Raw genomic sequence first — 24,688 nt, forward strand, 5'->3', positions numbered from 1 at the left:
GAAGGACGGGTGGTGTCCACCCCGCCGACGGGTCACCGTTCCGTATCGTTCGCCGCCATCTACGCGCGTAGGGGCTACAGTGCGCAGATGACGACCGAGACCCCGTTCGCATCGCACTCCGCGTCCCGACCCACCCCCGACCAGATCCGGCGCGCGCCCAAGGTCCTGCTGCACGACCACCTCGACGGTGGCCTGCGCCCGGGCACGGTCATCGAACTGGCCGACGCCGTCGGCTACGACAAGCTCCCCGAGACCGACGCCGACCGGCTCGGCGTCTGGTTCCGCGAGGCCGCCGACTCCGGCTCGCTGGAGCGCTACCTGGAGACCTTCGCGCACACCTGCGCCGTGATGCAGACCCGCGAGGCGCTCTTCCGCGTGGCCGCCGAGTGCGCCGAGGACCTCGCCGAGGACGGCGTCGTCTACGCCGAGGTGCGCTACGCCCCCGAGCAGCACCTGGAGGCCGGCCTGAGCCTCGACGAGGTCGTCGAGGCCGTGAACGAGGGCTTCCGCGAGGGCGAGCGACGCGCGCGTGCGAACGGTCACCGCATCCGCGTCGGCGCCCTGCTCACCGCCATGCGGCACGCGGCACGCGCCCTGGAGATCGCGGAACTGGCCAACAAGCACCGCGACGCGGGTGTCGTCGGCTTCGACATCGCGGGCGCCGAGGCCGGCTTCCCTCCCACCCGCCATCTGGACGCCTTCGAGTACCTCAAGCGGGAGAACAACCACTTCACCATCCACGCCGGCGAGGCCTTCGGCCTGCCGTCGATCTGGCAGGCCCTGCAGTGGTGCGGCGCCGACCGGCTCGGCCACGGCGTGCGCATCATCGACGACATCGAGGTCAAGGAGGACGGCTCGGTCGAGCTGGGCCGCCTCGCCGCGTACGTGCGCGACAAGCGCATTCCGCTGGAGATGTGCCCCACCTCCAATCTCCAGACGGCCGCCGCCGCTTCGTACGAAGAGCACCCCATCGGATTGCTGCGGAAACTGCATTTCCGGCTCACCGTGAACACCGATAATCGTCTGATGAGCGGCACCAGCATGAGCCTGGAGTTCGAGCACCTGGTCAAGGCGTTCGGCTACACGCTGGACGACATGCAGTGGTTCACCGTCAACGCGATGAAGTCGGCGTTCATCCCATTCGACGAACGTCTCGCCATGATCAACGAGGTCATCAAGCCCGGCTACGCCGAGCTGAAGTCGGAGTGGCTGTTCCGCACGCCGATCGTCGAAAGCGCCTGACCAGCAATTCCCCGGAATACCCGGCCGGTCGGCCGGGCGGGAAATGGCGGAGAGGCGGCCGGGAATTCTTCTCCCGGCCGCCCGTCCGGCCGTGTCGTCGTTTGCGGGGGTGCGGGAAAGGTGGCTAGCTTTCCCGCACCCCCGTCATTCCGACACGAGGACGGATTCCGATGAAGCAGGTATCTCTCAGGGCACTCGGCGTCGCAGTCGCCGGTGCCGCCATCGCCGTCGGCGCGGCGGGTACCGCCTCCGCCGGCACGCTCGAGTCCCTCACCACCACGGCCACCGGCGCGTACAAGGGCCTCCCCATGGAGACCGCGACCACCCTCCTGCCCGCGGGCGGCCCGGTCGCCTCGGCCACCGACCGCGCGGTGAAGTCCGGGCTGCTGGAGCAGAGCGCCCGGGCCGCGGACACGGCCCTGAACCCGCACCTGCACACCGACAAGCTGGCCGGCCCGGCCGAGAAGCTCGCCGGCACCACCCACCAGAAGGCCTCGGCCACGGCCAACGCGCCCGCCACGGCCCCCGCCGACAACAAGGGCAACGCCGGCCTGCTGGGCGCCCTGCCCACCAAGAGCATCGCCCCCAACGGCCTGTCCCTGCCGGGCCTGGGCACCCCCAACACCCCCGTGCACTGACGGACCGGATCGGGAACGGGCACCTCGACGCGATCCGTCGGAGCGACACCTGCACACGGACGGCTTGGCCGGCGCGTACGGCACGCAGCGGGCCGCGCACCCCTTGACGGGATGCGCGGCCCGCTGCGCTGTCCGGCGGCACGGCGCCGGCGGGTCACCAGTCGGTCGCCTTCGCGGCGGCCCGCGGGCTGCCCTCGGCCGGGATCAGCACCCACAGCGCGAGGTAGAGCACGAACTGCGGGCCGGGCAGCAGGCACGACAGCAGGAAGATCAGCCGCATCGTCGTGCGGGAGGTGCCGAAGCGCTCGGCCAGGCCGGCGCAGACACCGGCGATCATCCTGTGGTGGCGGGGACGGACCAGCGGGCGGGACATGGCGTGACTCCTCGGGCTCGGCGCAGTGGGCAGGCGGTGCGGGAACGGTTCGCCGTCTCCGGCCTTCCCGACACTTCAACGCTAAGGCCGCACCCCCCTGCACAACGTCCCTCTATGGGGCGATCCCGACCCTGGGGATCGTCGGGGTCAGCCCCCGGTCCGCCTCCTCCCGGCGGGGGGCACGCGCCGGGCGCGCCTCGGCCCTGCGACGGAGCCGCGCCCGCAGCGCCGGCACCACCGCCAGGTGGGCCACCGTCACCCCCGTCACGTTCAGCAACAACGCGTCGACGTCCAGGACCTGCCCCATCACCCCGCTGCGCACCACCTGCAGCATCAGCGAGAGCATCACGGCCGTGAAGACCGTGCGCGCCAGCGACCCCACGGCGGACGCCGAGATCCGGCCCCCCGCCCACGGCAGCAGCACCCCCAGCGGGGCGAACGGCAGCACCCCGGCCGCGATCGACCGCGTCGCCTCCCACGGCCCCAGCGCCAGGTCGGCGCGGATCGTGGCCAGCGGCTCCAGGTGCGCCGCACTCACCCACGGCGCGGTCAGCGGACGCAGCGCGAGCCAGCCGAGGACCAGGAGATGAACGGCCAGGAGGACACCGCCCGCCACGCGGTAGCGGTATCGGAGGGCGGGCGTACCGCCGTAGCCATGACGCTGCACGCCCCCCATGACGCCGCACGCGGGGCGCGCGGTTCCGCGTGCGGGTACGGAGAGTCAGCGCCCGTTGCCGACGGGGGGCGTCAAGAGGCGCCCGGGAGTACCGGGCGCGCCGTCAGGGAAGGGTCGTGCCGCTGCCGCGCGCCGACTCCGGGCGCGTGCGCGTCTCGTCCGTGCAGGCGTAGCCGCGCGGCCGCTCCTCGCCCGGACCGCCCAGCGCCACCGTGCTGCGCCCGTCGGCCGCGGGCGTGCCCGCGAACGTGCACACCAGCTGCGCCAGGGCCACCGCCGGCAGGTCGTCCGGTTCGCTGCTCAGCCGCAGCGTGCCGGCCGGGTCGCCCCGGCGCGGCGCGTTCACGGCCAGCGCCTGGGGCACCTCGGTGGAGAAGCCGGCCTCCTCCTCCGCGGGCGTGGGCTGCCGCTTCAGCTCGGCGAGCAGCGTCCGGGCCAGGGCGAGCGGGTCGCCGCCCTCGGGCACGGTCACCTGCCGAGTCACCGGCAGCAGCTGCGAGGTGCACACCAGCTGCACCGTGGTGGTGGCGCTGCTGGACGGCGCGGACGGCTGCGGCTGCGCGTCGTGCGGCTGGACGACGCAGGTGGCCCGGGAGGGTGCGCTGCCCGCGTCCACGGGCACGGTCGTGCCGCGGATGCCGCAGCCGGCGAGCACGGCGAGCCCGCCGAGCGCGGCCCCGGCCGCCACCAGCGCCCGGCCGGGTCTGCTCCTGCCGTCACGTGCTGCCGTTCTCACTGTGCGTCCCCTTCCGCGCGGTCGCCGCCGCCCGCCCCGTCACCGGAGCCCGGCTCGATGCCGGAGGCGTCGCGCGGCAGCGTCAGGGTGAAGACGGCGCCGCCGTCGGGGGAGTTGGCGGCGGTGATCTCACCGCCGTGGATGTGGGCGTTCTCCAGCGCGATCGACAGGCCCAGGCCGCTGCCCTCCGAGCGCGGCCGGGAGGCGCTGGCCTTGTAGAAGCGGTCGAAGACGTGCGGCAGGACGTCCTCGGGGATGCCGGGGCCGTGGTCGCGCACGGCGATGACGACCTGCTGGTCGTCGGCGCGCACCGACACCCGCACCGGCGAGCCGCCGTGCTTGAGGGCGTTGCCGATGAGGTTGGCGAGGATCACGTCCAGGCGGCGCGGGTCGAGGCGGGCCATGGTGCCGCGCTCGGCGTCCAGCTCCACCGCGTCCAGCCAGGCGCGGGCGTCGATGCAGGCGGTGATCTGGTCGGCGACGTCCACGTCGTCCAGCACCAGGCGGGCCGTGCCCGCGTCGAAGCGGGTGACCTCCATCAGGTTCTCCACCAGGTCGTTCAGGCGGCGGGTCTCGCTGACCACGAGCTGCACGGCGGGGGCGATCATCGGGTCGAGCGAGTCGGCCTCGTCCTCCAGCACCTCCGTCACCGCGGTGATGGCCGTGAGCGGGGTGCGCAGCTCGTGCGACATGTCGGCGACGAAGCGCCGGCTCGCGGCCTCCCGGGAGCTGAGGTCCTCCACGCGCTTCTGCAGCGACTCGGCCGTCCTGTTGAACGTCCGCGACAGGTCGGCCAGCTCGTCGGTGCCCGACACCCGCAGCCGGGTGTCCAGCTTGCCCTCGCCGAGCCGGCGCGCGGCGTCGCCCAGCCGCTGCACGGGCCGCAGCACCGTGGAGGCCGCGGCCTGCGCCAGCAGGGCCGAGCCGATCAGGGCCAGGCCCGTGGCGATGCCCAGCGACCAGGCCAGCGAATTGAGGTCGGCCCGCTCGTTCTCCAGCGACTTCAGCAGGTAGCCGGTCGGCCCGCCGCCGATGACCTTGGCGCCGCCGACGAGGTACGGCTTGCCGTTCAGCGTGATCCGCTGCCAGTACAGGTGGTACGGGTACGGGTTGGACTCGGTGACCTTCCGCTCCCGGTTGACCGCCGTCACCAGCGTCTTCGGCACCGTCGCGAGCGTGAACAGGTCGCGGTCGGACGGCGCCGCGCAGCTCCCGCCGCCCTTGACCTTGCCGATCAGCAGCACCTCGTACTTCTGCGAGGTCGCCGCCATCCGGTCGGCCGCCTCCTGCAGCTCCGGGCACGTCGGCGACAGCGGCAGCGAACCGGTGTTGTCCTGCAGCGACTTGCGGAAGTCCTCCAGGGCAGCGTCCTGGGTGCGCGTCAGCACGGCGTCACGGTTGAGCCAGTACGCGATCCCCGACGCCGACACCGCCGCGGCGAGCGCCACCAGCGCGAAGACGAGCATCAGGCGCAGCCGCAGGCTGATCCACCGCAGGCTCGGCCTCGGCATCCTCCTGGCCGCCGCCCAGCCCCCCACCCGACCGGGCTCCTTTGTCACTGTCTGCTCTCAGTCCTCGTGTTCGTTCGACGTCGTGCGTACGGCGCGGATGCGCCGGATCACTGCTGCCGGATCATTGCTGCGGGATCACTGCTGCGGGGCGTCCAGCCGGTAGCCCACGCCACGGACCGTACGGATCAGCGTGGGCGAGGACGGCACGTCCTCCACCTTCGCGCGCAGCCGCTGCACACAGGCGTCCACCAGCCGGGAGTCGCCCAGGTAGTCGTGCTCCCACACCAGCCGCAGCAACTGCTGGCGCGACAGCGCCTGCCCCGGCCGGCGGCTGAGCTCCAGCAGCAGCCGCAGCTCGGTCGGGGTCAGCTGCAGATCCTGGCCGTTCTTCGTCACCGTCATCGCCGACCGGTCGATGACCAGCGAACCGAACGCCGCCGAATCGCTCGACTCCCGCTCCCCCCGGCGCAGCACCGCCCGGATCCGGGCGTCCAGCACCCGGCCCTGCACGGGCTTGACGACGTAGTCGTCCGCACCGGACTCCAGACCCACCACCACATCGATGTCATCGCTGCGCGCGGTCAGCAGGATGATCGGCAACTGGTCGGTCCGGCGGATGCGCCGGCACACCTCGAAACCGTCGATGCCCGGCAGCATCACATCCAGCACGACGAGGTCGGGCCGCTGCTCGCGCAGCATCTTCAGGCCGTCCTCGCCCGACGCCGCGGTCACCACACGGTGACCCTGGCGGGACAGGGAGAACTCAAGAGCCGTGCGGATGGCGTCGTCGTCCTCGATCAGCAACAGGAAAGGCACAGTGGTCATTCTGGCCCAAGAGTGGCCGGTAGTTCGACCGAGGACACCGCGGCGGCCTCCGGGGACCTGCGCAACGCCACGCGCCGAGGCTGTTGCAGGGCTGTGACAGTCGGCGGACAGCGCCATGAAACTGGCCCGGCAGGCTGATGTTCACCGGGCACCACCGACGTCCGGTCACTGCCGGACCGAGTTGGCTCCACCGACGGGGGGCGCGAGATGAACACACTGCACAGCACCGCGACCAGCGCAGTTCGCACGCGCCTGCACGACGCCGGACGGAGCACCGAGATGTCCGGTGCCGTGGGCGGGCGGGGGTGCGCTCGCGGCACCGGACGCATCCGTCCGCCGTACATGATCGCGGTCGACGCGATCACGTACGGCGAGGCCGCGCCGGGCGCGGGGGGCGCCCCCGCGGCCGCGACGACGGAGCGCACCGGCGTGTCGCACCAGAGCAGCGAGTCCGCCGAGGCCGCCTTCACCGCCTACGTCCAGGAACGCCGCGCCGCGCTGTACGCCACCGCGTACCACCTGACCGGCGACCGGCACGAGGCCGAGGACCTGCTGCAGAGCGCGCTGTTCTCCACCTACCGCGCCTGGGACCGCATCTCCGACAAGGCGGCCATCGGCGGCTACCTGCGCCGCACGATGACCAACCTGCACATCAGCGCCTGGCGCCGGCGCAAGCTCAACGAGTACCCGACCGAGGAACTGCCCGAGACGGCCGGCGAGAGCGACGCCATGCGCGGCACGGAACTGCGCGCCGTCCTGTGGCAGGCCCTGGCCCGCCTGCCCGAACTCCAGCGCACCATGCTCGTCCTGCGCTACTACGAGGGCCGCACGGACCCGGAGATCGCGGAGATCCTCGACATCAGTGTCGGCACCGTCAAGAGCAGCATCTGGCGCTCGCTGCGTCGCCTGCGCGACGACGAGGCCATCGGCAAGGGCCGGGGGGTACGCGAGTCCTTCGGGGAACTCGTGGCCTGAGCCGAGGGGGGAAACACGGGGGAAAACGGGGGAAACACGGGGGAAGCGGAAGCGGGCCGGCAGCCGGGGGGATTGCCGGACCCGCTTCCGTCGTTTTTGCGCCCACGCGCACCCGCCCACCGGCGGACAGCGCCCCGCCAGGGGCGCGGGGAACTGCGCGATCGGCCGCCGACGGCCCGCAGCCGAAGCGCCGCCGCCAGCGCCCGGGCGCAGCACGGCACTCCGCCTGCGGGCGCATCGTGGCTTGTCGCGCAGTTCCCCGCGCCCCTGACGGGGCGCAGCCCCGGGGACCTCGTCTGCGGGAGCGTCGTGGTTGCTCGCGCAGTTCCCCGCGCCCCTTCGGGGCGCTACGCCGCCGACGGCTGGGCGCGGACGTCCTCGCGGCGGCCGGCCGCCGCGGCGGCGATGCGCCCCATCGCCGTGTCGCGGTCGCAGGCGAAGGCGCCCAGCGCCGTCTGGCGGGCCACGATGCCGCGTTCGGCCCGCATCAGGCGCAGGCCGCGCCGGATGAGCACCGGCACCGGCTTGCGGGCCTCGGTCAGGTCGCGCATCAGGCGGCGGCGGAACGTCGTCGAGGGCCGTCCCCGCAGGCACAGCGCGTCGGCGAGGTGGCCCAGCTCGCGGCAGCGCTCGATGATGTCGGCGGCGAAGATGCCCTCGGCTATGAACACCGGCGTACGGCCGATGTCCAGCACGCCCTCGGCCACGCGCGAGCTCGTCGAGATGTCGTACACCGGCACCGTCGTGCGGGAGGTGCGGCACAGGGCGTCGATGGCCGCGACGGCGGCGTCCGCGTCCCACGACAGCGGCGAGTCCCAGTCCGTGCCGCTGCCGTCGGCGAGCAGGGGCAGGGTGGGGTCGTGCCCCTCCTTGTAGAAGTCGTCGAGGTTGAGCACGGGCAGCCCGGTGCGGGCGGCGAGGGACGACTTGCCGGAGCCCGAGGGCCCGGTGAGCAGGATGACGCGCGCGGAGGACAGGAGGGAGGTCACGGGATACCAGTGTGAGGCATTCGGCCGCATGGGGGATCCCCTCGGGTCGGGCGTGCGCACTCAGTAACGCATCCACTACGTTGCGTTGTCGATCCGATCCTTCTCACGGCAGGTGACCATGGCCTCCCACGCACGTCACGCACGCACCGCTGTTCCCCCACCCCCGCGCCGCCGCGCGCTGATGCGCGTCGGGCTGACCGTCTCCGCGGGCGCGGCGCTCGCGGCGGGCGGTGCGGCGCAGGCGAGCGCCCACACCCAGCCGCCGACCGCGACCCTGGGGCGCACGGACGTCGGGGCGGCCTTCGTGGGCACCGGCATCGCGCTGCAGAAGTCGGTGGAGGGGTTGTCGCCGGTGCTCAAGACCTTCAAGTACCACCCGCTCGCCGCCACGCCCGTGGACCCGCTCAACAACGGCGCCCGCACCAAGGTCGCCGACTTCAAGCCGGTCGGCACCGACATGGTGACGTCCCCCGTCACCAAGCGCGGCCAGCTCGGTGACCTGCCCGTGGTCGGCCAGGTGCTGGGCGCACTGCCCGGCGCGAACGCCCCCCTCGCCCCGGCCGGCGCGGACGGTACGGGTGCGGTCGGCCCGCTCGGCAACAACAGCGTCGGCCCCCTGAGCACCGGTGACGCGTCGCAGGGCCAGGGCCAGGGTCAGAGTCAGGGCCAGGCTCTCTTCGGCCCGCCCGGCAAGGGCCTCATCGGCTGAGAGGGGCACAGCGGACAGAGACGACGACGGCGGTGGCGGCTTCCGGGGAAGCCGCCACCGCCGTCGTACGAGGGGCGAGGGGCGTCAGTAGGACGAACCGCCCGCGCCCAGCGAACCCGTGGGGTGCCAGACGGTCTTCGTCTCCAGGAAGGCCAGCAGGCGCTTCGTGCCCGGGTCGGCGGACCAGTCCACAGCCTGTGGACGGACGACGCGCTTGAGGTTGTCCGCGGCGGCGACCTCCAGCTCCTTCGCCAGGGCGGCGTCGGCACCGGCCAGGTCGATCGCGTTGACGTCCTGGTGCGCGGCGAGCGACGGGAAGATCTCCGCGGCCTTGCCGGACAGGATGTTCACGACGCCACCGGGCACGTCGGAGGTGGCCAGCACCTCGCCCAGCGACAGCGCCGGCAGCGGCGCCTTCTCGGAGGCGACCACGACGACCGTGTTGCCACCGGCGATCACCGGGGCGATCACGGAGACCAGGCCCAGGAACGAGGAGTCCTGCGGCGCCACGACGGCCACCACACCGGTCGGCTCCGGGGCGGAGACGTTGAAGAACGGCCCGGCGACGGGGTTGGCGCCCCCGGCGATCTGGGCGATCTTGTCGGTCCACCCGGCGTACCAGACCCAGCGGTCGATCGCGGCGTCCACCTGGGCCGCGGCCTTGGCCTTCGACAGGCCCTCGGCGTCGGCGACCTCGGCGACGAACTGGTCGCGGCGGCCCTCCAGCATCTCGGCGACGCGGTAGAGGACCTGACCGCGGTTGTACGCGGTCGCGCCCGACCAGGCGCCGACGGCCTTGCGGGCCGCGACGACGGCGTCCCGGGCGTCCTTGCGCGAGGACAGCGGGGCGTTGGCGAGCCAGTTGCCCTTGGAGTCGGTCACCTCGTACACCCGCCCGCTCTCGGACCGGGGGAACTTGCCCCCGACGAACAGCTTGTAGGTCTTGAAAACGCTAAGGCGATCAGACATCGAGGTAAGCCTCCAGACCGTGACGGCCACCCTCGCGCCCGAAACCGGACTCCTTGTACCCACCGAAGGGCGACGTGGGATCGAACTTGTTGAACGTGTTGGCCCAGACGACGCCCGCGCGCAGCTTGTCGGCGACCGCCAGCATGCGCGAGCCCTTCTCCGTCCAGATGCCCGCCGACAGCCCGTACTGGCTGTTGTTGGCCTTCGCGACGGCCTCGGCCGGCGTACGGAAGGACAGCACGGACAGCACCGGGCCGAAGATCTCCTCGCGGGCGATGCGGTGCGCCTGGGTGACGTTCGTGAAGAGCGTCGGGGCGAACCAGTAGCCGTTGCCCGGCAGCTCGCACGCCGGGGCCCAGCGCTCGGCGCCCTCGGCGACGCCGCTGTCGGCCAGCTCGGTGATCCGGGCCAGCTGCTCGGCGGAGTTGATCGCACCGACGTCGGTGTTCTTGTCGAGCGGGTCGCCCACGCGCAGGGTGGACATGCGGCGCTTGAGGGCGTCCAGCAGCTCGTCCTGGATCGACTCCTGGACCAGCAGGCGGGAGCCCGCGCAGCAGACCTGGCCCTGGTTGAAGAAGATGCCGCCCACGATGCCCTCGACCGCCTGGTCGATCGGCGCGTCGTCGAAGACGATGTTGGCGCCCTTGCCGCCCAGCTCCAGGGTCAGCTTCTTGTCCGTACCCGCGACGGTACGGGCGATCTGCTTGCCGACCGCGGTCGAGCCGGTGAAGGCCACCTTGTCGACGCCCTCGTGCCCGACGAGCGCGGCACCGGTCGAGCCGTCGCCGGTGAGGATGTTGACGACACCCTTCGGCAGGCCCGCCTGACGGCAGATGTCCGCGAAGAACAGCGCCGACAGCGGCGTGGTCTCGGCGGGCTTGAGCACGACCGTGTTGCCCGCGGCCAGCGCCGGGGCGATCTTCCACGCCAGCATCAGCAGCGGGAAGTTCCACGGGATGACCTGGCCGGCGACGCCCAGCGGCTTCGGGTTCGGCCCGAAACCGGCGTGCTCCAGCTTGTCGGCCCAGCCCGCGTAGTAGAAGAAGTGCGCGGCGACCAGCGGGAGGTCCGCGTCGCGGGTCTCCTTGATCGGCTTGCCGTTGTCGAGCGTCTCCAGGACGGCCAGCTCGCGGGAGCGCTCCTGGATGATCCGGGCGATCCGGAACAGGTACTTGGCGCGCTCGGAGCCCGGCAGCGCCGACCACTTCTCGAACGCCTTGCGGGCGGCCTTGACCGCCGCGTCGACGTCCTCGGCGGACGCCTGGGCGACCTCGGAGAGGACCTCCTCGGTCGACGGCGAGACGGTCTTGAAGACCTTGCCGTCGGACGCCTCGCGGAACTCGCCGTCGATGAACAGCCCGTAGGACGGGGCGATGTCGACGACCGCGCGCGACTCGGGCGCCGGTGCGTATTCAAAAGCCATGGTCAGTCCACCGTCACGTAGTCGGGACCGGAGTAGCGCCCGGTGCTGAGCTTCTGGCGCTGCATCAGCAGGTCGTTGAGCAGGCTGGAGGCCCCGAAACGGAACCACTCGTTGGTCAGCCACTCCTCGCCGACGGTCTCGTTCACCAGCACCAGGAACTTGAGCGCGTCCTTGGTGGTGCGGATGCCGCCGGCCGGCTTCACGCCGACCTGGACGCCGGTGGCGTCGCGGAAGTCGCGCACGGCCTCCAGCATCAGCAGCGTGTTCGCCGGGGTGGCGTTGACGGCCACCTTGCCGGTCGAGGTCTTGATGAAGTCGGCACCGGCCAGCATGCCCAGCCAGGAGGCGCGGCGGATGTTGTCGTACGTCGACAGCTCGCCGGTCTCGAAGATGACCTTCAGGCGGGCGGCGGAGCCGTCCTCGCGCCGGCAGGCGTCCTTGACGGCCTTGATCTCCTCGAAGACCTTCAGGTAGTGGCCGGAGAGGAACGCACCGCGGTCGATCACCATGTCGATCTCGTGCGCCCCGGCGGCGACCGCGTCCCTGGTGTCGGCCAGCTTCACCGGCAGGGCCGCACGGCCCGCGGGGAAGGCGGTGGCGACGGAGGCCACCTTCACGTCCGAACCGCGCACGGCCTCGGCCGCGGTGGCCACCATGTCGGGGTAGACGCAGACGGCGGCCGTACGGGGGGTGCCGCGGTCGGTCGGGTCGGGGTTGAGAGCCTTGGCGGCCAGCGCCCGGACCTTGCCCGGGGTGTCCGCGCCCTCCAGGGTCGTCAGGTCGATCATGGAGATCGCCAGGTCGATGGCGTACGCCTTCGCCGTCGTCTTGATCGAGCGCGTGCCCAGCGCCGAGGCGCGGGCCTCCAGCCCGACCGGGTCGACGCCCGGCAGGCCGTGCAGGAAGCGGCGCAGCGCGGCGTCGGAGGCGGTGACGTCCGCCATCGATGCCAGTCGCTCAGCGGCTTCGTTGCCGGATGAGGGGACTGTTGTTTGAGCCTGCGTGGTCACCAGATGAGCATATCTACGCGCGTAGCGCATGTCATCCCCCTGCCCTTGATCAACTCCGGTACGGACACTTCCGCTTCCTGTCGATGTTCGGTGACAAAAGACAGAAAGTCCGATCACATCCGATCCATAACGTAGTTCTCAGCAGATCCGCCCGACCTCTCCGGCCCCACCCGAAGCGAGGGAAGCGGCATGCGAATCCCTATCGACCAGGCCCGACCAGCCAGGAGTCCAGCATGTCAGCTTTTGTTCCCCAGCGCCGCCGCCGTACCGCCGCCGCGGTCCGCGTAGCCCTCACCTCCGCCGCGCTCGCCTCCGCCGTCCTGGCACCGGCGACCGCCGCGTTCGCCATGGACCCGGCGGCGCCGTCGCCGGTCCCCAGCGCCCCGGCGACGAAGCCGGCGGAGCCGAAGCTCCCGGCACCGACCAAGCCGGCGGACCCGACGGTTCCGACGGCCCCGACGGCCCCCACGTCGAGCGCGCCGACCGGCGGTGCGCAGCCGTCGGCCCAGCCGAGCGCTCCGGCGAAGGGCGGCAAGGAGACGGGCGCCGAGAAGAAGGATGGCGGTTCCGGCAACGGCGCCGAGGCCAGCAGGCTGGTCGGCGAGTACGACCTGCGCCAGGGCGGCATCATCCGCGTCTACAAGCTCGGCCCGAACCATTACGAAGGCCGGATCGCCAACAGGCGGGCGAGTGGTGTGCTGGCGGCGCGCGTCGAAGCCGACGGCAAGGACGCTTCGATCACGTACAACAACCAGTTCATCACGTTGCACGCCGCCGACGGCAGCGTCGAGATCCTCAGCAACAAGGCCAACCCCGGCCAGGGTCCCGTGACCAAGGCCGGCGAGGAGGCCGCCCGGTGCCGGGTGACCACGGAGGTTGTCGTCGGCCGCTACGTCACCGCCATCCTCATGAACGATCAAGAGGGTCCGAAGGCCGGCTTCATGGACCGCGACGGCGAGCAGTTCGGCGGCTGGCTCGACCGCAAGCACCCGCAGCAGCAGAACGGCCACTTCAAGATCATCGACGCCTCCACCTCGCACCCGAAGCTGTGGGTGAAGCTGCAGGGCGGCGACTACCCGGTCTCGACCTACGACTTCCCGGCCCTGCCGGCCGGCTGTGACACCGGCACCGCGGGCACCGCCACCGGCACCAAGGCCAACGGTGGCAGCACCGGGACCGTGTCGGCCGCCGGTGCGCAGACCAAGGTCACCCCGCAGGGCGGCGTCGCCGCCGGTGCGGAGGTTGCGGGCCGGGGCGACGACACCGTCCTCCTCGCGGGCGGCGGCGCGCTGGCCGCGGCCGGTGCGGCCGGCCTGGGCTTCGCGGTGCTGTACCGCCGCCGGGCCGCCGTGGGCGCCCACTCCTGAACACCCTGAACCACCCGTGAGCGGGCCGCTGTCCTCGGACAGCGGCCCGTTTCGCGTTGTCCGGACCCGACTCGGTCGGTTTCGGTCGATCGCTGTTGATGTTCCGTGACAAAAACCCGAAAGACCGGTCACAGGTGATCGTTAGTGTTTTCTTCAGCAGCCCCGCCCGACCTCTCCGGCCTCATCCGAATCAAGAGGGAAGCGGCATGCGAACTTCCAACCGACCAGGCCCGACCAGCCAGGAGTCCAGCATGTCCAAGTTCCCGCGCCGTCGTAACGCCCTGCGTGCAGCCGTCGCCTCCGCCGCACTCGCCTCCGCCGTCCTCGCGCCCGCCACCGCCGCGTTCGCCATGGACCCGGGCGCCTCCACGCCGACCGTCCCCGCGACGAAGCCGGCCGAGCCGACGGCTCCGACGGCTCCGACGGCGTCGACCGCGCCGACCACCGGCACCCAGCCCTCCGCGAAGGCGAGCGCTCCCGCGCAGAACGGCAAGGAGACGGGCAAGGCGAGCCCGAGCACCGCGCCGAAGGAGAGCAAGCCGGCGGACGACAAGAACGGTGACACGCAGGCCAACGAGCTCGGCACCTGGCGGTTCGTGGTGCAGATGCGCGACGGCAGCAGCGGGAACGTCTACCAGCTGTCCCGTGGTGCCTACAACCTGCTGATCACCGGCAAGGGCCACCACGTCGTCATCAAGGCCGGCGGTCCCAGCGTCGTCACCCGGCAGGTCGGCACCATGCTGGTCACCTTCGACACCACCACGGGCGAGGTCTCCCAGAGCCTGACGACCTCCTCCCAGGGCCAGGGCGCCGGCACCCCCGCGCACCAGGACACCAAGGGCGGAGCCGCCCGGTTCGAGGGCACGGTGGTCTCCATCGGCAAGGGCCTGGTCGCGGTCCTGCGCTACGACCCCGCCAACGGCAGCGCCGAGGCGTGGATCCGCAACGTCGGCCCGGACTGGAAGCCGGGTGACCCGTACATCCAGCACGTGGCGGCGCTGCTCAACCGGGACAACGTCAGCGCGACGGTCGAGGGCCTGAACCTGAGCCTGGAGGGCGTCGACGGCCCCCACCCGGTCCTGCTCGTGAACGGCAAGTCCTACGACTTCCCGGCCAAGGCCAAGGCCAAGACCGCCGCCGGCGCGACCGGCGTCAAGGCCAACGGCGGCACCACCGGCGTGGTGTCGGCCGCCGCCCAGACCAAGGTCATGCCGCAGGGCGGCGTCGCCGCCGGTGCCGAGGGCGTGCGCGAGGGCAACGACACCGCGCTGCTCGCCGCCGGTGGCGCCCTCGCCTCGGTCAGCGCCGCCGGTGTGGCGTTCGCCGTACTGCGCCGCCGCGCGGACCGCACCGCCGCCTGATCCGCGCCACCAGGACCCCGGGCGGGCCGCCGCGTCAGCGGGCGGCCCGCCCTTCGCGCCCGACAGGAGCCCCGCATGACCACGCTCTCCCGCTCCCGTGCCCGGCGGGTCGCCACGGCCGGGCTGCTCGTCGCCGCTCTCGGCGGCGGGCTCGCCGCCTGCGGCGGCTCCGACGTGCCCAAGGCCGGCGCCCACGTCGCGGCGACCGCCGCGGCCCGGCCCGCCTCGGGCGTCGCCGCCCTCGCCGCCTCCAAACCCGTACGCGTCCGGGTGCCCGCGGCCGGCGTCGACGCGAGCCCGATCCTCGACCTCGGACTCACCGACGACGGCACCGTCGAGGTGCCCTCCGTCGCCCAGGCCGACCGCATCGGCTGGTACGACAAGGGCGTCACGCCCGGGGAGACCGGGCCGGCCGTGCTCATCGGCCACTACGACACCGCCGAGGGCCCAGCCGTCCTCAAGGACGTCGCCCGCATCAAGACCGGCGACCCCGTCGTCGTCACCCGCGCCGACGGCTCCACGGCCACCTTCACCGTCCGCGAACTGCAACAGGTCGACAAGAAGAACTTCCCCACGCAGAAGGTGTACGGCAACACCACCCGCCCCGAACTGCGCATCATCACCTGCGGCGGCGACCTGCGCGACGGGCACCGGCCCGACAACATCGTCATCTACGCCGACCTGACGGCGACCACGAAGGCCACGTCCTGAGCCGCGCTCCGCCGGGGCCCCGGGGCGGCGCGTTCGACTGCGGGCGCGTCGTGGCTGATCGCGCCCACGCGGCGGCAGCCGCAGATCGACACCGCCCCGCGCCCCTGACGGGGCACTGCACCAGCCCACCGTGCCCCGTAGGGGCGCGGGGAACTGCGCGACAAGCCACGACGCGCCCGCGGACGGGGTGCCGTGTCGCGCCCACGCGGCGGCGGCCGCAGATCGGCACGGCCCCGCGCCCCTGCGGGGCGCCCGGCCGTTGCCGTACCGCAACGTCCGTCCCGCCTGCCGTCGGGCAGAATCGGCCCCATGACCAGCTCGAGCTCCCCCCAGCCCCCGGACGTCGCCGAGCGCTCCTACCGCTCGCCCGCGGGCATCGCCGGCGGCGTCCTGCTGCTCGGCCTGGCCGCCTGGCTGGGCGGCGACGCGATGCTGCGCGGCACGGGCAACACGCCGTGGCTCGCACTCGCGGCCCTCATCTTCGTGGTGCCGCTGATCATCGCGTTCACGCTGCGGCCCGCCGTATGGGCCGGTACGGAGCGCCTGCTCATCCGCAACCCCTTCCGCACGATCACCCTGCCGTGGGGCTGCGTCGAAGGCGTGCGCGCCGGCTACTCCAGCGAAGTGTTCGCCGGCGGCACGAAGTACCAGCTGTGGGCCATCCCCGTCTCCCTGCGCCAGCGCAAGCGCGCCGCGCGCACGGCGGCGCGGGACGCGGCCACGGACGTGACGGGGCGGGCGTCGGTGACGGCCGCGCCGCTGCGGGCGCCCTCGGACCAGGCGATCGACGACCTCCGCGAGCTCGCGGAGCGGGGCGCGTCGCGGGAAGGCACGCCGACGGTCCGCTGGGCGTACGAGGTCATCGCGCCCGCTGCGGTGGGGCTGGCGCTGCTCTGCGCGCTCGCCGCGGTGGGCTGAGCGCCCCGTTGGGGCGCTGCGGCTACCGCCGCGTGGGCGCGACAAGCCACCGACGGCCTGCAGCCGCGCACAGCACCCGGGCCCCGGGGCGGCGCGTTCGGCTGCAGGCCGTCGGTGGCTGATCGCGCAGTTCCCCGCGCCCCTACGGGGCGCAGCCCCGCTCCGAGACGGGGAGAGGGCGGGGCCGCGCGCCGTCGCGTCAGATGCCCGCGGCCCGCGCCATGTCCGTCTTCAGCCCCGCCAGCACCTCGTCGGCCCGCCGCCGCGCGTCACCGAGGTCCGCCGCCGAGGCGACCGGCACCACGACCTCCAGGTAGCACTTCAGCTTCGGCTCCGTGCCGCTCGGCCGCACGATCACCCGGGCCCCCGCCACGTTGCCCGCCTCGTCGCCCGCCAGGGCGTACCGCAGGCCGTCGGTCGGCGGCAGGGACTCGGTGCCCTTCGTGAGGTCCTCCGCCGAGACCACGTGCAGCCCGGCCAGCACCGCCGGCGGCTGCTCGCGCAGCGTCCGCATCGCGGAGGCGATCAGGGACAGGTCCTCGACGCGCACCGACAGCTGGTCGGTGGCGTGCAGGCCGTGCTCGACCGCGAGGTCGTCCAGCAGGTCGCTCAGCGTCCGCCCGGACGCCTTGAGCTCCGCCGTCAGCTCCGCCACCAGCAGCGCGGCGGTGATGCCGTCCTTGTCGCGCACGCCCTCGGGGTCGACGCAGTAGCCCAGCGCCTCCTCGTAGGCGTAGCGCAGGCCGTCCACGCGGGAGAGCCACTTGAAGCCGGTGAGCGTCTCCTCGTAGCCCGCTCCGGCCGCGGCGGCCGCGATGCGCGACAGCAGCGACGACGAGACGATCGTCGTCGCGAACGTGCCGCGGGCGCTCTTGTGCACCAGGTGCGTGGCCAGCAGCGCGCCCACCTCGTCGCCGCGCAGCATGCGCCAGCCCTCGACCGTCTCCGGGGCCGGGACGGCCACCGCGCAGCGGTCGGCGTCGGGGTCGTTGGCGATGATGATGTCGGGCGCCTCGCCGCGCGCCGCGGCCTCGCGGGCGGTGGCGAAGGCCAGGTCCATCGCGCCCGGCTCCTCCGGGTTGGGGAAGGCCACCGTCGGGAAGTCCGGGTCGGGCTCGGCCTGCGCGGCGACCACGGTCGGCGCCGGGAAGCCGGCGCGGGCGAACGCGGCGGTCAGCACGTCGCGGCCGACGCCGTGCATCGGCGTGTAGACGACGCGCGCGTCGCGCGGCGTACCGCCGGTCAGGACGGCGTCGGTACGGGCGAGGTAGGCGCCGACGACGTCGTCCTCGCCCAGCGTCTCCCAGCCGGACTCCGCGCGGGGCACGTCGTTCAGCGAGGCGATGGCCGCGATCTCGGCGGCGATGCCGGCGTCGGCCGGCGGCACGATCTGCGAGCCGTCGCCGAGGTAGACCTTGTAGCCGTTGTCGCGCGGCGGGTTGTGGCTGGCCGTGACCTCGATGCCTGCCACGGCGCCGAGGTGGCGGATGGCGAAGGCCAGCACGGGCGTCGGCAGCGGCTTCGGCAGCAGCGCGGCCTTCAGCCCGGCGCCCACCATCACGGCGGCGGTGTCGCGGGCGAAGTCCGCGGACTTGTAGCGGGCGTCGTAGCCGATGACGACGGTGCCCCGGCCGTGACCCTGCTTCTTGAGGTACGCGGCGAGACCCGCGGCGGCGCGAATGACGACGGCGCGGTTCATGCGCATCGGGCCGGCGCCGAGCTCACCGCGCAGGCCGGCGGTGCCGAACTGCAGGGTGCCGGCGAAGCGGGCGCCGAGCTCGGCGAGGTCGCCGGCGTCGATGAGCGCCGCGAGCTCGTCGCGGGTCTCGGGGTCGGGGTCCTCGGCGAGCCAGGTCCTGGCCTGGGCGATGAGGTCGTCTCGCTCCACGGGGTCTCCTCCGGAGGGGTTCGGGGTGCGGTGCGCCTGCGGTGCGGGGTGCGCACGGTGCGCTGTGGGTCGGGTCCGGGGCGGGACGGGCCCTTCTGGGACTGCATGATTTACGGCGGACGAGGCACAGCGTTGAGCGTGCCCCGAATGCCGCCGCAAATCACTCCCCCAGCTAGACGCTGGGAGGTGCCCCCAACGTCCCTGCCGGGGCCCACCCCGCCCCGGCCCCTCCCGCCGTCAGGCGGCTGCAGCGGCGTAAAAAACCCCGCGCCGGAAGGCGCGGGGCCTTACGGCGCGGAGCGGTGAAGGTCAGAGCTTCGGCAGGACCTGCGCGAGCAGGGAGCCCATGCGCGCGGCCGAGTCGCGGCCGGCCTGCAGGACTTCCTCGTGGTTGAGGGGCTCGCCCGTCATGCCCGCGGCCAGGTTCGTGACGAGGGAGATGCCGAGGACCTCGGCACCGGCCTCGCGGGCCGCGATGGCTTCCAGCGTGGTGGACATGCCGACGAGGTCGCCGCCGAGGGTGCGGACCATCTTGATCTCGGCCGGGGTCTCGTAGTGCGGGCCGGGGAGCTGGACGTAGACGCCCTCCTCCAGGGTCTCGTCCACCTCCTTGCACAGCGCGCGCAGGCGCGGCGAGTACAGGTCGGTGAGGTCGACGAAGTTGGCGCCGACGATCGGCGAGGTCGCCGTCATGTTGATGTGGTCGCTGATCAGCACCGGCTGGCCGGGGCGCATGCCGTCGCGCAGGCCGCCGCAGCCGTTGGTGAGGACGACGGTCTTGCAGCCGGCGGCGACGGAGGTGCGCACGCCGTGGACGACGGCGGCGACGCCGCGGCCCTCGTAGTAGTGGGTGCGGCCGAGGAAGACCAGGGCGCGCTTGTCGTTGATCTTGTACGACCGGACCGTGCCCGCGTGGCCCGCGACGGCGGCGGCCGAGAAGCCCGGCAGCTCGGTGACCGGGAACTCGATCTCGGGGGCACCGAGGGCCTCGGTGGCGGGAACCCAGCCGGAGCCCATGACCAGGGCGACGTCGTGGGTCTCGGCGCCCGTGAGCTCGCGCAGGCGGGCGGCGGCGGCGTCGGCGGCGGCGTACGGGTCGGCCTGGATGTCGGGGGTAAGCGAAGCGTTCACGCGGACGAGGGTAACCGGTCGGCGCCTACGCGCGTAGATGTCTCAGGTGACGGTATCCCGATTGTTGCTTTGTGTTTTGTGACGAAATGAGGCCGTCACGCTGGGCACACGGTCAGCACGGGCGCTTGCGGATCTCCATGACGTAGTCGTGCGGCGCCCCGGCGGATTCCGCGGCGTCGGCGATCTCGCCGAGGTAGCGGGCGGAGGGCAGGCCGCCCTCGTAGCCGTTGAGCACGTAGGCCCAGGCCGCTTCCTCTCCGTCGAGAGTGTGCACCCTCACCCGCATGCGGCGGTAGACCTCCATGCCGACGCCCTCCCAACGGTCCATCGACTCCTCGTCCATCGGAGCGATGTCGTAGAGGGCCACGAAGACCTGGGAGGCGGGGTCCTCGACGATGGTGGCCAGGGCGCCCTCCCAGCCCATCTGCTCGCCGCCGAAGGTGAGCCGCCAGCCGTTGAGCCAGCCCGTGCCGCGCAGCGGCGAGTGCGGGGCGCGGCGGGACATCAGCCGCGCGTCGAGGTTGCCGGCGTAAGCGGCGTAGAGCGACATGGTTCCGAGAGTACGGGAGTGAGGCGGAACGGCATTTGGGGTGGCAACCTCGAAGAGGGTTCGCGTGGAACTTTTCGCCGAGGCTCGCACGGATCGGCGGGCGATCCGGCCCGGATCCCGCCCGGATCCGGCGCGGATCCGGCAAGGGGGAGCCCCGGAAGGAGCCGCTTTGATGGGTGCGGGACAATGGAGTACGTGACTCGGATCGTGATCATCGGTGGCGGACCCGGCGGCTACGAGGCGGCCCTGGTGGCCGCCCAGCTCGGCGCGGAGGTGACCGTCGTCGACTGCGACGGTCTGGGCGGGGCGTCGGTGCTGACCGACTGCGTGCCCTCGAAGACTCTCATCGCGACGGCCGAGGTGATGACGACCTTCGACTCCTCGTACGAGGAGCTGGGGATCATCGTCGCCGACGACACCCCGCCGCTGGAGCGGGCCGCCGGAGTGGTCGGCGTGGACCTGGGCAAGGTCAACCGCCGCGTGAAGCGCCTGGCGCTGGCCCAGTCGCACGACATCACCGCCTCCGTCACCCGTGCGGGCGGTCGCGTGCTGCGCGGTCGCGGCCGGCTGGAGGGGGAGCAGGCGGCGGACGGCTCGCGGCGGGTCGTCGTGCGCGCGGCGGACGGCTCGGAGGAGACGCTGGTCGCCGACGCGGTGCTGATCGCGACGGGCGGGCACCCGCGGGAGATCCCGGACGCGCTGCCCGACGGCGAGCGCATCCTGAACTGGACGCAGGTCTACGACCTCGACGAGCTCCCCGAGGAGCTCATCGTGGTGGGCTCCGGTGTGACCGGTGCCGAGTTCGCGGGCGCCTACCAGGCGCTGGGCTCGAAGGTGACGCTGGTCTCCAGCCGCGACCGGGTGCTGCCGGGCGAGGACCCGGACGCCGCGGCCGTGCTGGAGGACGTCTTCCGGCGCCGCGGCATGAACGTGATGGCGCGCTCCCGGGCGCAGTCCGCCAAGCGGGTGGGCGATCGGGTGGAGGTCACGCTGGCCGACGGCCGGGTGATCACCGGTACGCACTGCCTGATGGCGGTCGGCGCGATCCCCAACACCGCGGGCATCGGGCTGGAGGAGGCCGGGGTCCGGCTGAAGGACTCCGGGCACATCTGGACGGACAAGGTCTCGCGCACCACCGCGCCGGGCGTGTACGCGGCCGGCGACTGCACCGGCGTCTTCGCGCTGGCGTCCGTGGCGGCCATGCAGGGCCGGATCGCGATGTACCACTTCCTGGGCGACGCGGTGACTCCGCTCAATCTCAAGACGGTATCCGCGAACGTATTTACGGATCCGGAGATTGCGACGGTCGGGTACACCCAGGCCGATGTCGATGCCGGTCTGATTGACGCACGGGTCGTCAAGCTTCCGCTGCTGCGTAATCCCCGGGCGAAGATGCAGGGCATCCGCGACGGATTCGTGAAGATGTTCTGTCGCCCCGGTACGGGCATCGTCGTCGGCGGTGTCGTGGTGTCGCCGCGGGCGAGCGAGCTCATTCATCCGATCTCGATCGCGGTCGACAACAATCTGACAGTCGAACAGATCGCCAATGCGTTCACCGTGTACCCGTCGCTGTCGGGTTCGATCGCCGAGGTGGCACGGCAGTTGCACACGAGGAAGACGCAGCGGGAGGCGTAGCGGGGACCCCCGGGAGCTCACTCCTCATACCACTCGGCGGGTTGCGGCACGGACAACTTCCGTTAATTGCTGCAACCTGCTGAAAACAGATGGACGTTGGCGTTACTGTCGGTTTCGTGTTCGCTGCAGAACGTCGCCAATTGATCCTCGAAATGGTGCGGGCCAACGGAGCGGTATCGCTCCGTGAGCTCGCCCGCGTCGTCCAGACCTCAGAAGTGACCGTACGGCGGGACGTGCGGGCGCTGGAGGCCGAAGGACTGCTCGACCGCCGGCACGGCGGTGCGGTGCTGCCGGGCGGTTTCACCAGGGAGTCCGGCTTCCCGCAGAAATCCCATCTAGCGACCGCCGAGAAGACGGCCATCGCCGATCTCGCGGCGAGCTTCGTCGAGGAGGGCGAGGCCGTCGTCGTCGGCGCGGGTACGACCACCCAGGAGCTGGCCCGCCGGCTCGCCCGGGTGCCGGGCCTGACCGTGGTGACCAACTCCCTGCTCGTCGCCCAGGCCCTCGCCCACGCCAACCGGGTCGAGGTCGTGATGACCGGCGGCACGCTCAGAGGCTCGAACTACGCCCTGGTCGGCAGCGGCGCCGAGCAGTCCCTGCAGGGACTGCGGGTCTCCCGTGCCTTCCTCTCCGGCAGCGGGCTGACCGCCGAGCGCGGGCTGTCCACGTCCAACATGCTCTCCGCGAGCGTGGACCGGGCGCTGGTGCAGGCCGCGGCGGAGGTCGTGGTGCTCGCCGACCACACCAAGCTCGGCACCGACACCATGTTCCAGACCGTGCCCACGGACGTGATCACGCGCCTGGTCACCGACGAGCCGCCCGCCCACGCCGACCGCGCGGCCACCGAGCTGCAGGCCCTGGCCGACCAGGGCGTGCACATCTCCGTGGCCGGCCCCGGCACCGGCAACGGCTCCACCGGCGGCGGCCACGGCGACGCGGGGGTCGCCCCGGCCCGGCGGCGCGACGTCCCGCCCCTGCCGGGCCAGCGCCGCAGCCTCCCGCTGGGCCACGGACAGCCGCCCGGCCCCGGGGGCGGCGCGCCGCCCGGAGCCCAGCTGCGCGGCGCCGTACCCCTGGGCGACCAGGCGACGGCGCGCGTCGCCGACCTGGCCCCGCGCCGGCGCTAGGCCGCCCTGCGGCCCTGGGGTGGCGTGCCGGCTGCGGGCCGTCGGTGGCCGATCGCGCAGTTCCCCGCGCCCCTTACGGGGCGCTGCCCCTGACGGGCGCGTCAGGGGCGGGCCTTCAGGCCCGTCAGTGTCAGCGTGAGCAGGCGGTCGGCCAACTCCGGGTCGTCCGGGGACTGTTCGACCGCCAGCGCGATGGCGTTGGTCAGCTGCATCACGTCGACGATGTCCACGTCCGGGCTGATGGCGCCCGCCTGCTGGGCCCGGGCGAGCAGCGCACTGCCCGCCTCCCGCATGGGCAGGCTGCACCGCGCCATCGCGGACGCCTTGTCGGACTGCGCGGCCATCAGGGCCCGCGACAGGCCGCGGTACGTGCTGGCGTGCGTCACGATGGCCCGCAGCCAGGCGACCAGGGCCCGGCACGGCTCGGGGGAGGCCAGCAGCTCGCGCGAACGGGCCAGCAGGCCGTCCACCTCGCCCTGGAAGACGGCGCTCATCAGCGCCGTGCGGTTGGGGAAGTGCCGGTACAGGGTGCCGATGCCGACGCCGGCCCGCCTGGCGATGTCCTCCAGCGAGGCGTCCGTACCGTGCTCGGTGAACGCCGTACGGGCCTCCGCGAGCAGCCGCTCGTAGTTCCGCCGCGCGTCCGCCCGCATCGGTCGTGGTGACGTCCGCGCCGTATCGGTCGCCATGTACGTCCGTCCTCCCTCTCGGCCCCCGCGGGGTCAAGGATGCCATCAGTGGGGCGACGGGATGGGTCACCCGTTCAGGCGACTGTGTACACAGTGGCCGGTGTGTACGGTGAGCGCATGGAGAGCTACCCCCTCGTCGAGGCCCGCAACCAGCTGGGCCGACTCGTCAGCCGCGTCCAGCACGGGCATGAGCAGATCGTCATCACGGAGTACGGCAAGCCGGCGGCGGTGCTGATCCCGATAGGAGAACTCGAGGAGCTGCAGCGGATCCGGGACCAGCTGGATCTGGCGGAGGCTCGTGCGATCCATGAGGACCCCGAGGCGCAGTGGATTCCCCACGACGAGGTCGAGGCGCTGCTTGAGGCCGTCGATGCGGAGCAGAGGAAGAGCGCTTAAGCGGACTGGACGATCGTTTGGGAGCGGCGAGCGCTGGAAGGGCTTCGCCGCTTACGGCCGACGGACACGGTGGGCGCGAAGGAGTGCGTCGCCGCTGTCCGGGGGCTGGCTGCCGCTCCCGTACCTGAAGCCGCGTTCCCCCTGGGAGGGTCGGGCTATTTCCGGCTCGCCGTCGGAGATTGGCGAGTGCTGTACCACGTCGACGAGAAGGTGGTGCGCGTCCTGAACATCGGACGTGCCGTGTGAAACGAGGAGGGCCCGGCCGATGCCTCGGCCGGGCCCCACAGCGATCAACTGGTGCGATCAGTCCTTGATCTCGCAGATCGCGGCGCCCGAGGAGACCGAGGCGCCGACCTCGGCGGTGATGCCCTTGATCGTGCCGGTGCGGTGGGCGTTGATGGGCTGCTCCATCTTCATCGCCTCCAGCACGACGATCAGGTCACCCTCGTTGACCTGCTGGCCCTCTTCCACCGCCACCTTGACGATGGTGCCTTGCATGGGGGAGGCGAGGGTGTCGCCGGTGAGGGCGGAGCCGGACTTCTTCGCCGCGCGGCGCTTGGGTTTGGCGCCGCCTGCGGCGGCGGTGCGGGCGAGGGTCATGCCCAGGGAGGCGGGCAGGGAGACTTCCAGGCGTTTGCCGCCGACCTCGACCACGACGGTCTCGCGGCCGCCTTCGCCGTCCTCGTCCTCCGCACCGGGGGTGCCGGCGTAGGGGGGGATTTGGTTGTCGAATTCGGTTTCGATCCAGCGGGTGTGGACGTGGAAGGGGTCGTCGGTGAAGGCGGGGTCGGCGACGACGGCGCGGTGGAAGGGGATGGCGGTGGCCATGCCCTCGACCG

General features: G+C 72.5%; 26 protein-coding genes. 12 read left to right on the plus strand and 14 right to left on the minus strand.

The window, feature by feature from the left end:
* The first annotated feature begins 87 nt into the window (after positions 1–87).
* Together ABD361_RS02015 and ABD361_RS02020 are read left to right on the plus strand one after the other, a co-directional pair.
* A complete protein-coding gene (locus ABD361_RS02015; RefSeq protein ID WP_344432829.1) occupies positions 88–1,242 on the plus strand; it encodes an adenosine deaminase in 1,155 nt (384 codons plus the stop codon).
* Between the two features lie 170 nt (positions 1,243–1,412).
* A complete protein-coding gene (locus ABD361_RS02020; protein WP_344432830.1) occupies positions 1,413–1,880 on the plus strand; it encodes a hypothetical protein in 468 nt (155 codons plus the stop codon).
* 154 nt (positions 1,881–2,034) lie between these two features.
* On the opposite strand, the gene ABD361_RS02025 is transcribed toward ABD361_RS02020, so the two are convergent.
* The 5 genes from ABD361_RS02025 to afsQ1 form a co-directional block, all read right to left on the minus strand.
* On the minus strand, positions 2,035–2,253 hold the full coding sequence (locus tag ABD361_RS02025; protein ID WP_344432831.1) for a PspC domain-containing protein: 219 nt from the start codon (positions 2,251–2,253) through the stop codon (positions 2,035–2,037).
* A 112-nt stretch (positions 2,254–2,365) separates the two neighbouring features.
* Positions 2,366–2,920, minus strand: a complete 555-nt coding sequence (locus tag ABD361_RS02030; protein WP_344432832.1) for a VanZ family protein — start codon at positions 2,918–2,920, stop codon at positions 2,366–2,368.
* 112 nt (positions 2,921–3,032) lie between these two features.
* On the minus strand, positions 3,033–3,665 hold the full coding sequence (locus tag ABD361_RS02035) for a hypothetical protein (RefSeq protein ID WP_344432833.1): 633 nt from the start codon (positions 3,663–3,665) through the stop codon (positions 3,033–3,035).
* Positions 3,662–5,176 carry an ATP-binding protein gene (locus ABD361_RS02040; protein WP_344432835.1) on the minus strand — a complete coding sequence of 505 codons (1,515 nt, stop codon included), beginning with the start codon at positions 5,174–5,176 and terminating at the stop codon, positions 3,662–3,664. Before ABD361_RS02040 ends, ABD361_RS02035 begins: the two co-directional genes overlap by 4 nt.
* A 135-nt stretch (positions 5,177–5,311) precedes the next feature.
* Positions 5,312–5,992 (minus strand): two-component system response regulator AfsQ1, encoded by a 681-nt coding sequence (afsQ1, locus tag ABD361_RS02045; RefSeq protein WP_344432836.1) that lies wholly within the window; start codon positions 5,990–5,992, stop codon positions 5,312–5,314.
* A 216-nt stretch (positions 5,993–6,208) separates the two neighbouring features.
* Between afsQ1 and ABD361_RS02050 the strand changes: the two genes are divergently transcribed.
* Positions 6,209–6,976, plus strand: coding sequence for a SigE family RNA polymerase sigma factor (locus ABD361_RS02050; RefSeq protein WP_344432837.1), 768 nt, complete (start codon positions 6,209–6,211; stop codon positions 6,974–6,976).
* 347 nt (positions 6,977–7,323) lie between these two features.
* Here the strand turns inward: ABD361_RS02050 and ABD361_RS02055 are convergent, their stop codons facing one another.
* Positions 7,324–7,995 (minus strand): ATP-binding protein, encoded by a 672-nt coding sequence (locus ABD361_RS02055; RefSeq protein ID WP_344432838.1) that lies wholly within the window; start codon positions 7,993–7,995, stop codon positions 7,324–7,326.
* 88 nt (positions 7,996–8,083) lie between these two features.
* Here ABD361_RS02055 and ABD361_RS02060 point away from each other — a divergent pair, with 88 nt between their 5' ends.
* The gene (locus tag ABD361_RS02060) at positions 8,084–8,674 is read left to right on the plus strand and encodes a hypothetical protein (protein WP_344432839.1); all 591 of its coding nucleotides are present in this window, start codon (positions 8,084–8,086) and stop codon (positions 8,672–8,674) included.
* 84 nt (positions 8,675–8,758) lie between these two features.
* Here the strand turns inward: ABD361_RS02060 and ABD361_RS02065 are convergent, their stop codons facing one another.
* Genes ABD361_RS02065 through deoC form a run of 3 tightly spaced genes read right to left on the minus strand, consistent with a single transcriptional unit; the run spans position 8,759 to position 12,010 of the window.
* Entirely contained in the window at positions 8,759–9,643 is an 885-nt protein-coding gene (locus ABD361_RS02065) for an aldehyde dehydrogenase family protein (RefSeq protein WP_344432840.1), read from the minus strand.
* Positions 9,636–11,066: an aldehyde dehydrogenase family protein gene (locus ABD361_RS02070; protein ID WP_344432841.1), complete on the minus strand. Its 1,431-nt coding sequence runs from the start codon at positions 11,064–11,066 to the stop codon at positions 9,636–9,638. The genes ABD361_RS02065 and ABD361_RS02070 overlap by 8 nt, the downstream gene beginning before the upstream one ends.
* Positions 11,067–11,068: 2 nt before the next feature.
* Entirely contained in the window at positions 11,069–12,010 is a 942-nt protein-coding gene (gene deoC / locus ABD361_RS02075; protein ID WP_344432842.1) for a deoxyribose-phosphate aldolase, read from the minus strand.
* A 299-nt stretch (positions 12,011–12,309) separates the two neighbouring features.
* Between deoC and ABD361_RS02080 the strand changes: the two genes are divergently transcribed.
* From ABD361_RS02080 to ABD361_RS02095, 4 genes are all read left to right on the plus strand, one after another.
* A complete protein-coding gene (locus tag ABD361_RS02080) occupies positions 12,310–13,443 on the plus strand; it encodes a hypothetical protein (RefSeq protein WP_344432843.1) in 1,134 nt (377 codons plus the stop codon).
* A 251-nt stretch (positions 13,444–13,694) separates the two neighbouring features.
* Entirely contained in the window at positions 13,695–14,804 is a 1,110-nt protein-coding gene (locus ABD361_RS02085) for an RAD23 family protein (RefSeq protein ID WP_344432844.1), read from the plus strand.
* A 75-nt stretch (positions 14,805–14,879) separates the two neighbouring features.
* Complete coding sequence (locus ABD361_RS02090; protein WP_344432845.1) at positions 14,880–15,515, plus strand: class F sortase; 636 nt, start codon at positions 14,880–14,882, stop codon at positions 15,513–15,515.
* A gap of 309 nt (positions 15,516–15,824) precedes the next feature.
* Complete coding sequence (locus tag ABD361_RS02095; protein ID WP_344432846.1) at positions 15,825–16,433, plus strand: PH domain-containing protein; 609 nt, start codon at positions 15,825–15,827, stop codon at positions 16,431–16,433.
* Positions 16,434–16,632: 199 nt separating this feature from the next.
* On the opposite strand, the gene ABD361_RS02100 is transcribed toward ABD361_RS02095, so the two are convergent.
* The 3 genes from ABD361_RS02100 to ABD361_RS02110 form a co-directional block, all read right to left on the minus strand.
* The gene (locus ABD361_RS02100) at positions 16,633–18,321 is read right to left on the minus strand and encodes a phospho-sugar mutase (RefSeq protein WP_344432847.1); all 1,689 of its coding nucleotides are present in this window, start codon (positions 18,319–18,321) and stop codon (positions 16,633–16,635) included.
* 309 nt (positions 18,322–18,630) lie between these two features.
* On the minus strand, positions 18,631–19,452 hold the full coding sequence (locus tag ABD361_RS02105) for a purine-nucleoside phosphorylase (RefSeq protein ID WP_344432848.1): 822 nt from the start codon (positions 19,450–19,452) through the stop codon (positions 18,631–18,633).
* A gap of 112 nt (positions 19,453–19,564) precedes the next feature.
* Entirely contained in the window at positions 19,565–20,002 is a 438-nt protein-coding gene (locus tag ABD361_RS02110) for a gamma-glutamylcyclotransferase family protein (protein WP_344432850.1), read from the minus strand.
* 186 nt (positions 20,003–20,188) lie between these two features.
* Between ABD361_RS02110 and ABD361_RS02115 the strand changes: the two genes are divergently transcribed.
* On the plus strand, positions 20,189–21,637 hold the full coding sequence (locus ABD361_RS02115; protein ID WP_344432851.1) for an NAD(P)H-quinone dehydrogenase: 1,449 nt from the start codon (positions 20,189–20,191) through the stop codon (positions 21,635–21,637).
* 152 nt (positions 21,638–21,789) lie between these two features.
* Entirely contained in the window at positions 21,790–22,764 is a 975-nt protein-coding gene (locus ABD361_RS02120; RefSeq protein ID WP_425583120.1) for a DeoR/GlpR family DNA-binding transcription regulator, read from the plus strand.
* A 101-nt stretch (positions 22,765–22,865) separates the two neighbouring features.
* On the opposite strand, the gene ABD361_RS02125 is transcribed toward ABD361_RS02120, so the two are convergent.
* On the minus strand, positions 22,866–23,453 hold the full coding sequence (locus ABD361_RS02125) for a TetR/AcrR family transcriptional regulator (RefSeq protein WP_344432853.1): 588 nt from the start codon (positions 23,451–23,453) through the stop codon (positions 22,866–22,868).
* A 117-nt stretch (positions 23,454–23,570) separates the two neighbouring features.
* On the opposite strand from ABD361_RS02125, the gene ABD361_RS02130 reads away from it, so the two are divergent.
* Both ABD361_RS02130 and ABD361_RS30610 read left to right on the plus strand, forming a co-directional pair.
* The gene (locus tag ABD361_RS02130; RefSeq protein WP_344432855.1) at positions 23,571–23,849 is read left to right on the plus strand and encodes a type II toxin-antitoxin system Phd/YefM family antitoxin; all 279 of its coding nucleotides are present in this window, start codon (positions 23,571–23,573) and stop codon (positions 23,847–23,849) included.
* A 12-nt stretch (positions 23,850–23,861) separates the two neighbouring features.
* Positions 23,862–24,095 carry a type II toxin-antitoxin system RelE family toxin gene (locus tag ABD361_RS30610; RefSeq protein WP_361749507.1) on the plus strand — a complete coding sequence of 78 codons (234 nt, stop codon included), beginning with the start codon at positions 23,862–23,864 and terminating at the stop codon, positions 24,093–24,095.
* A gap of 57 nt (positions 24,096–24,152) precedes the next feature.
* Here ABD361_RS30610 and ABD361_RS02135 read toward each other — a convergent pair.
* Positions 24,153–24,688, minus strand: a 536-nt coding sequence (locus ABD361_RS02135; protein ID WP_344432856.1) for a biotin/lipoyl-containing protein, incomplete at its 5' end; no start/stop codon positions are given.

This window comes from Streptomyces luteosporeus, from assembly GCF_039532865.1.
GTDB lineage: Bacteria > Actinomycetota > Actinomycetes > Streptomycetales > Streptomycetaceae > Streptomyces > Streptomyces luteosporeus.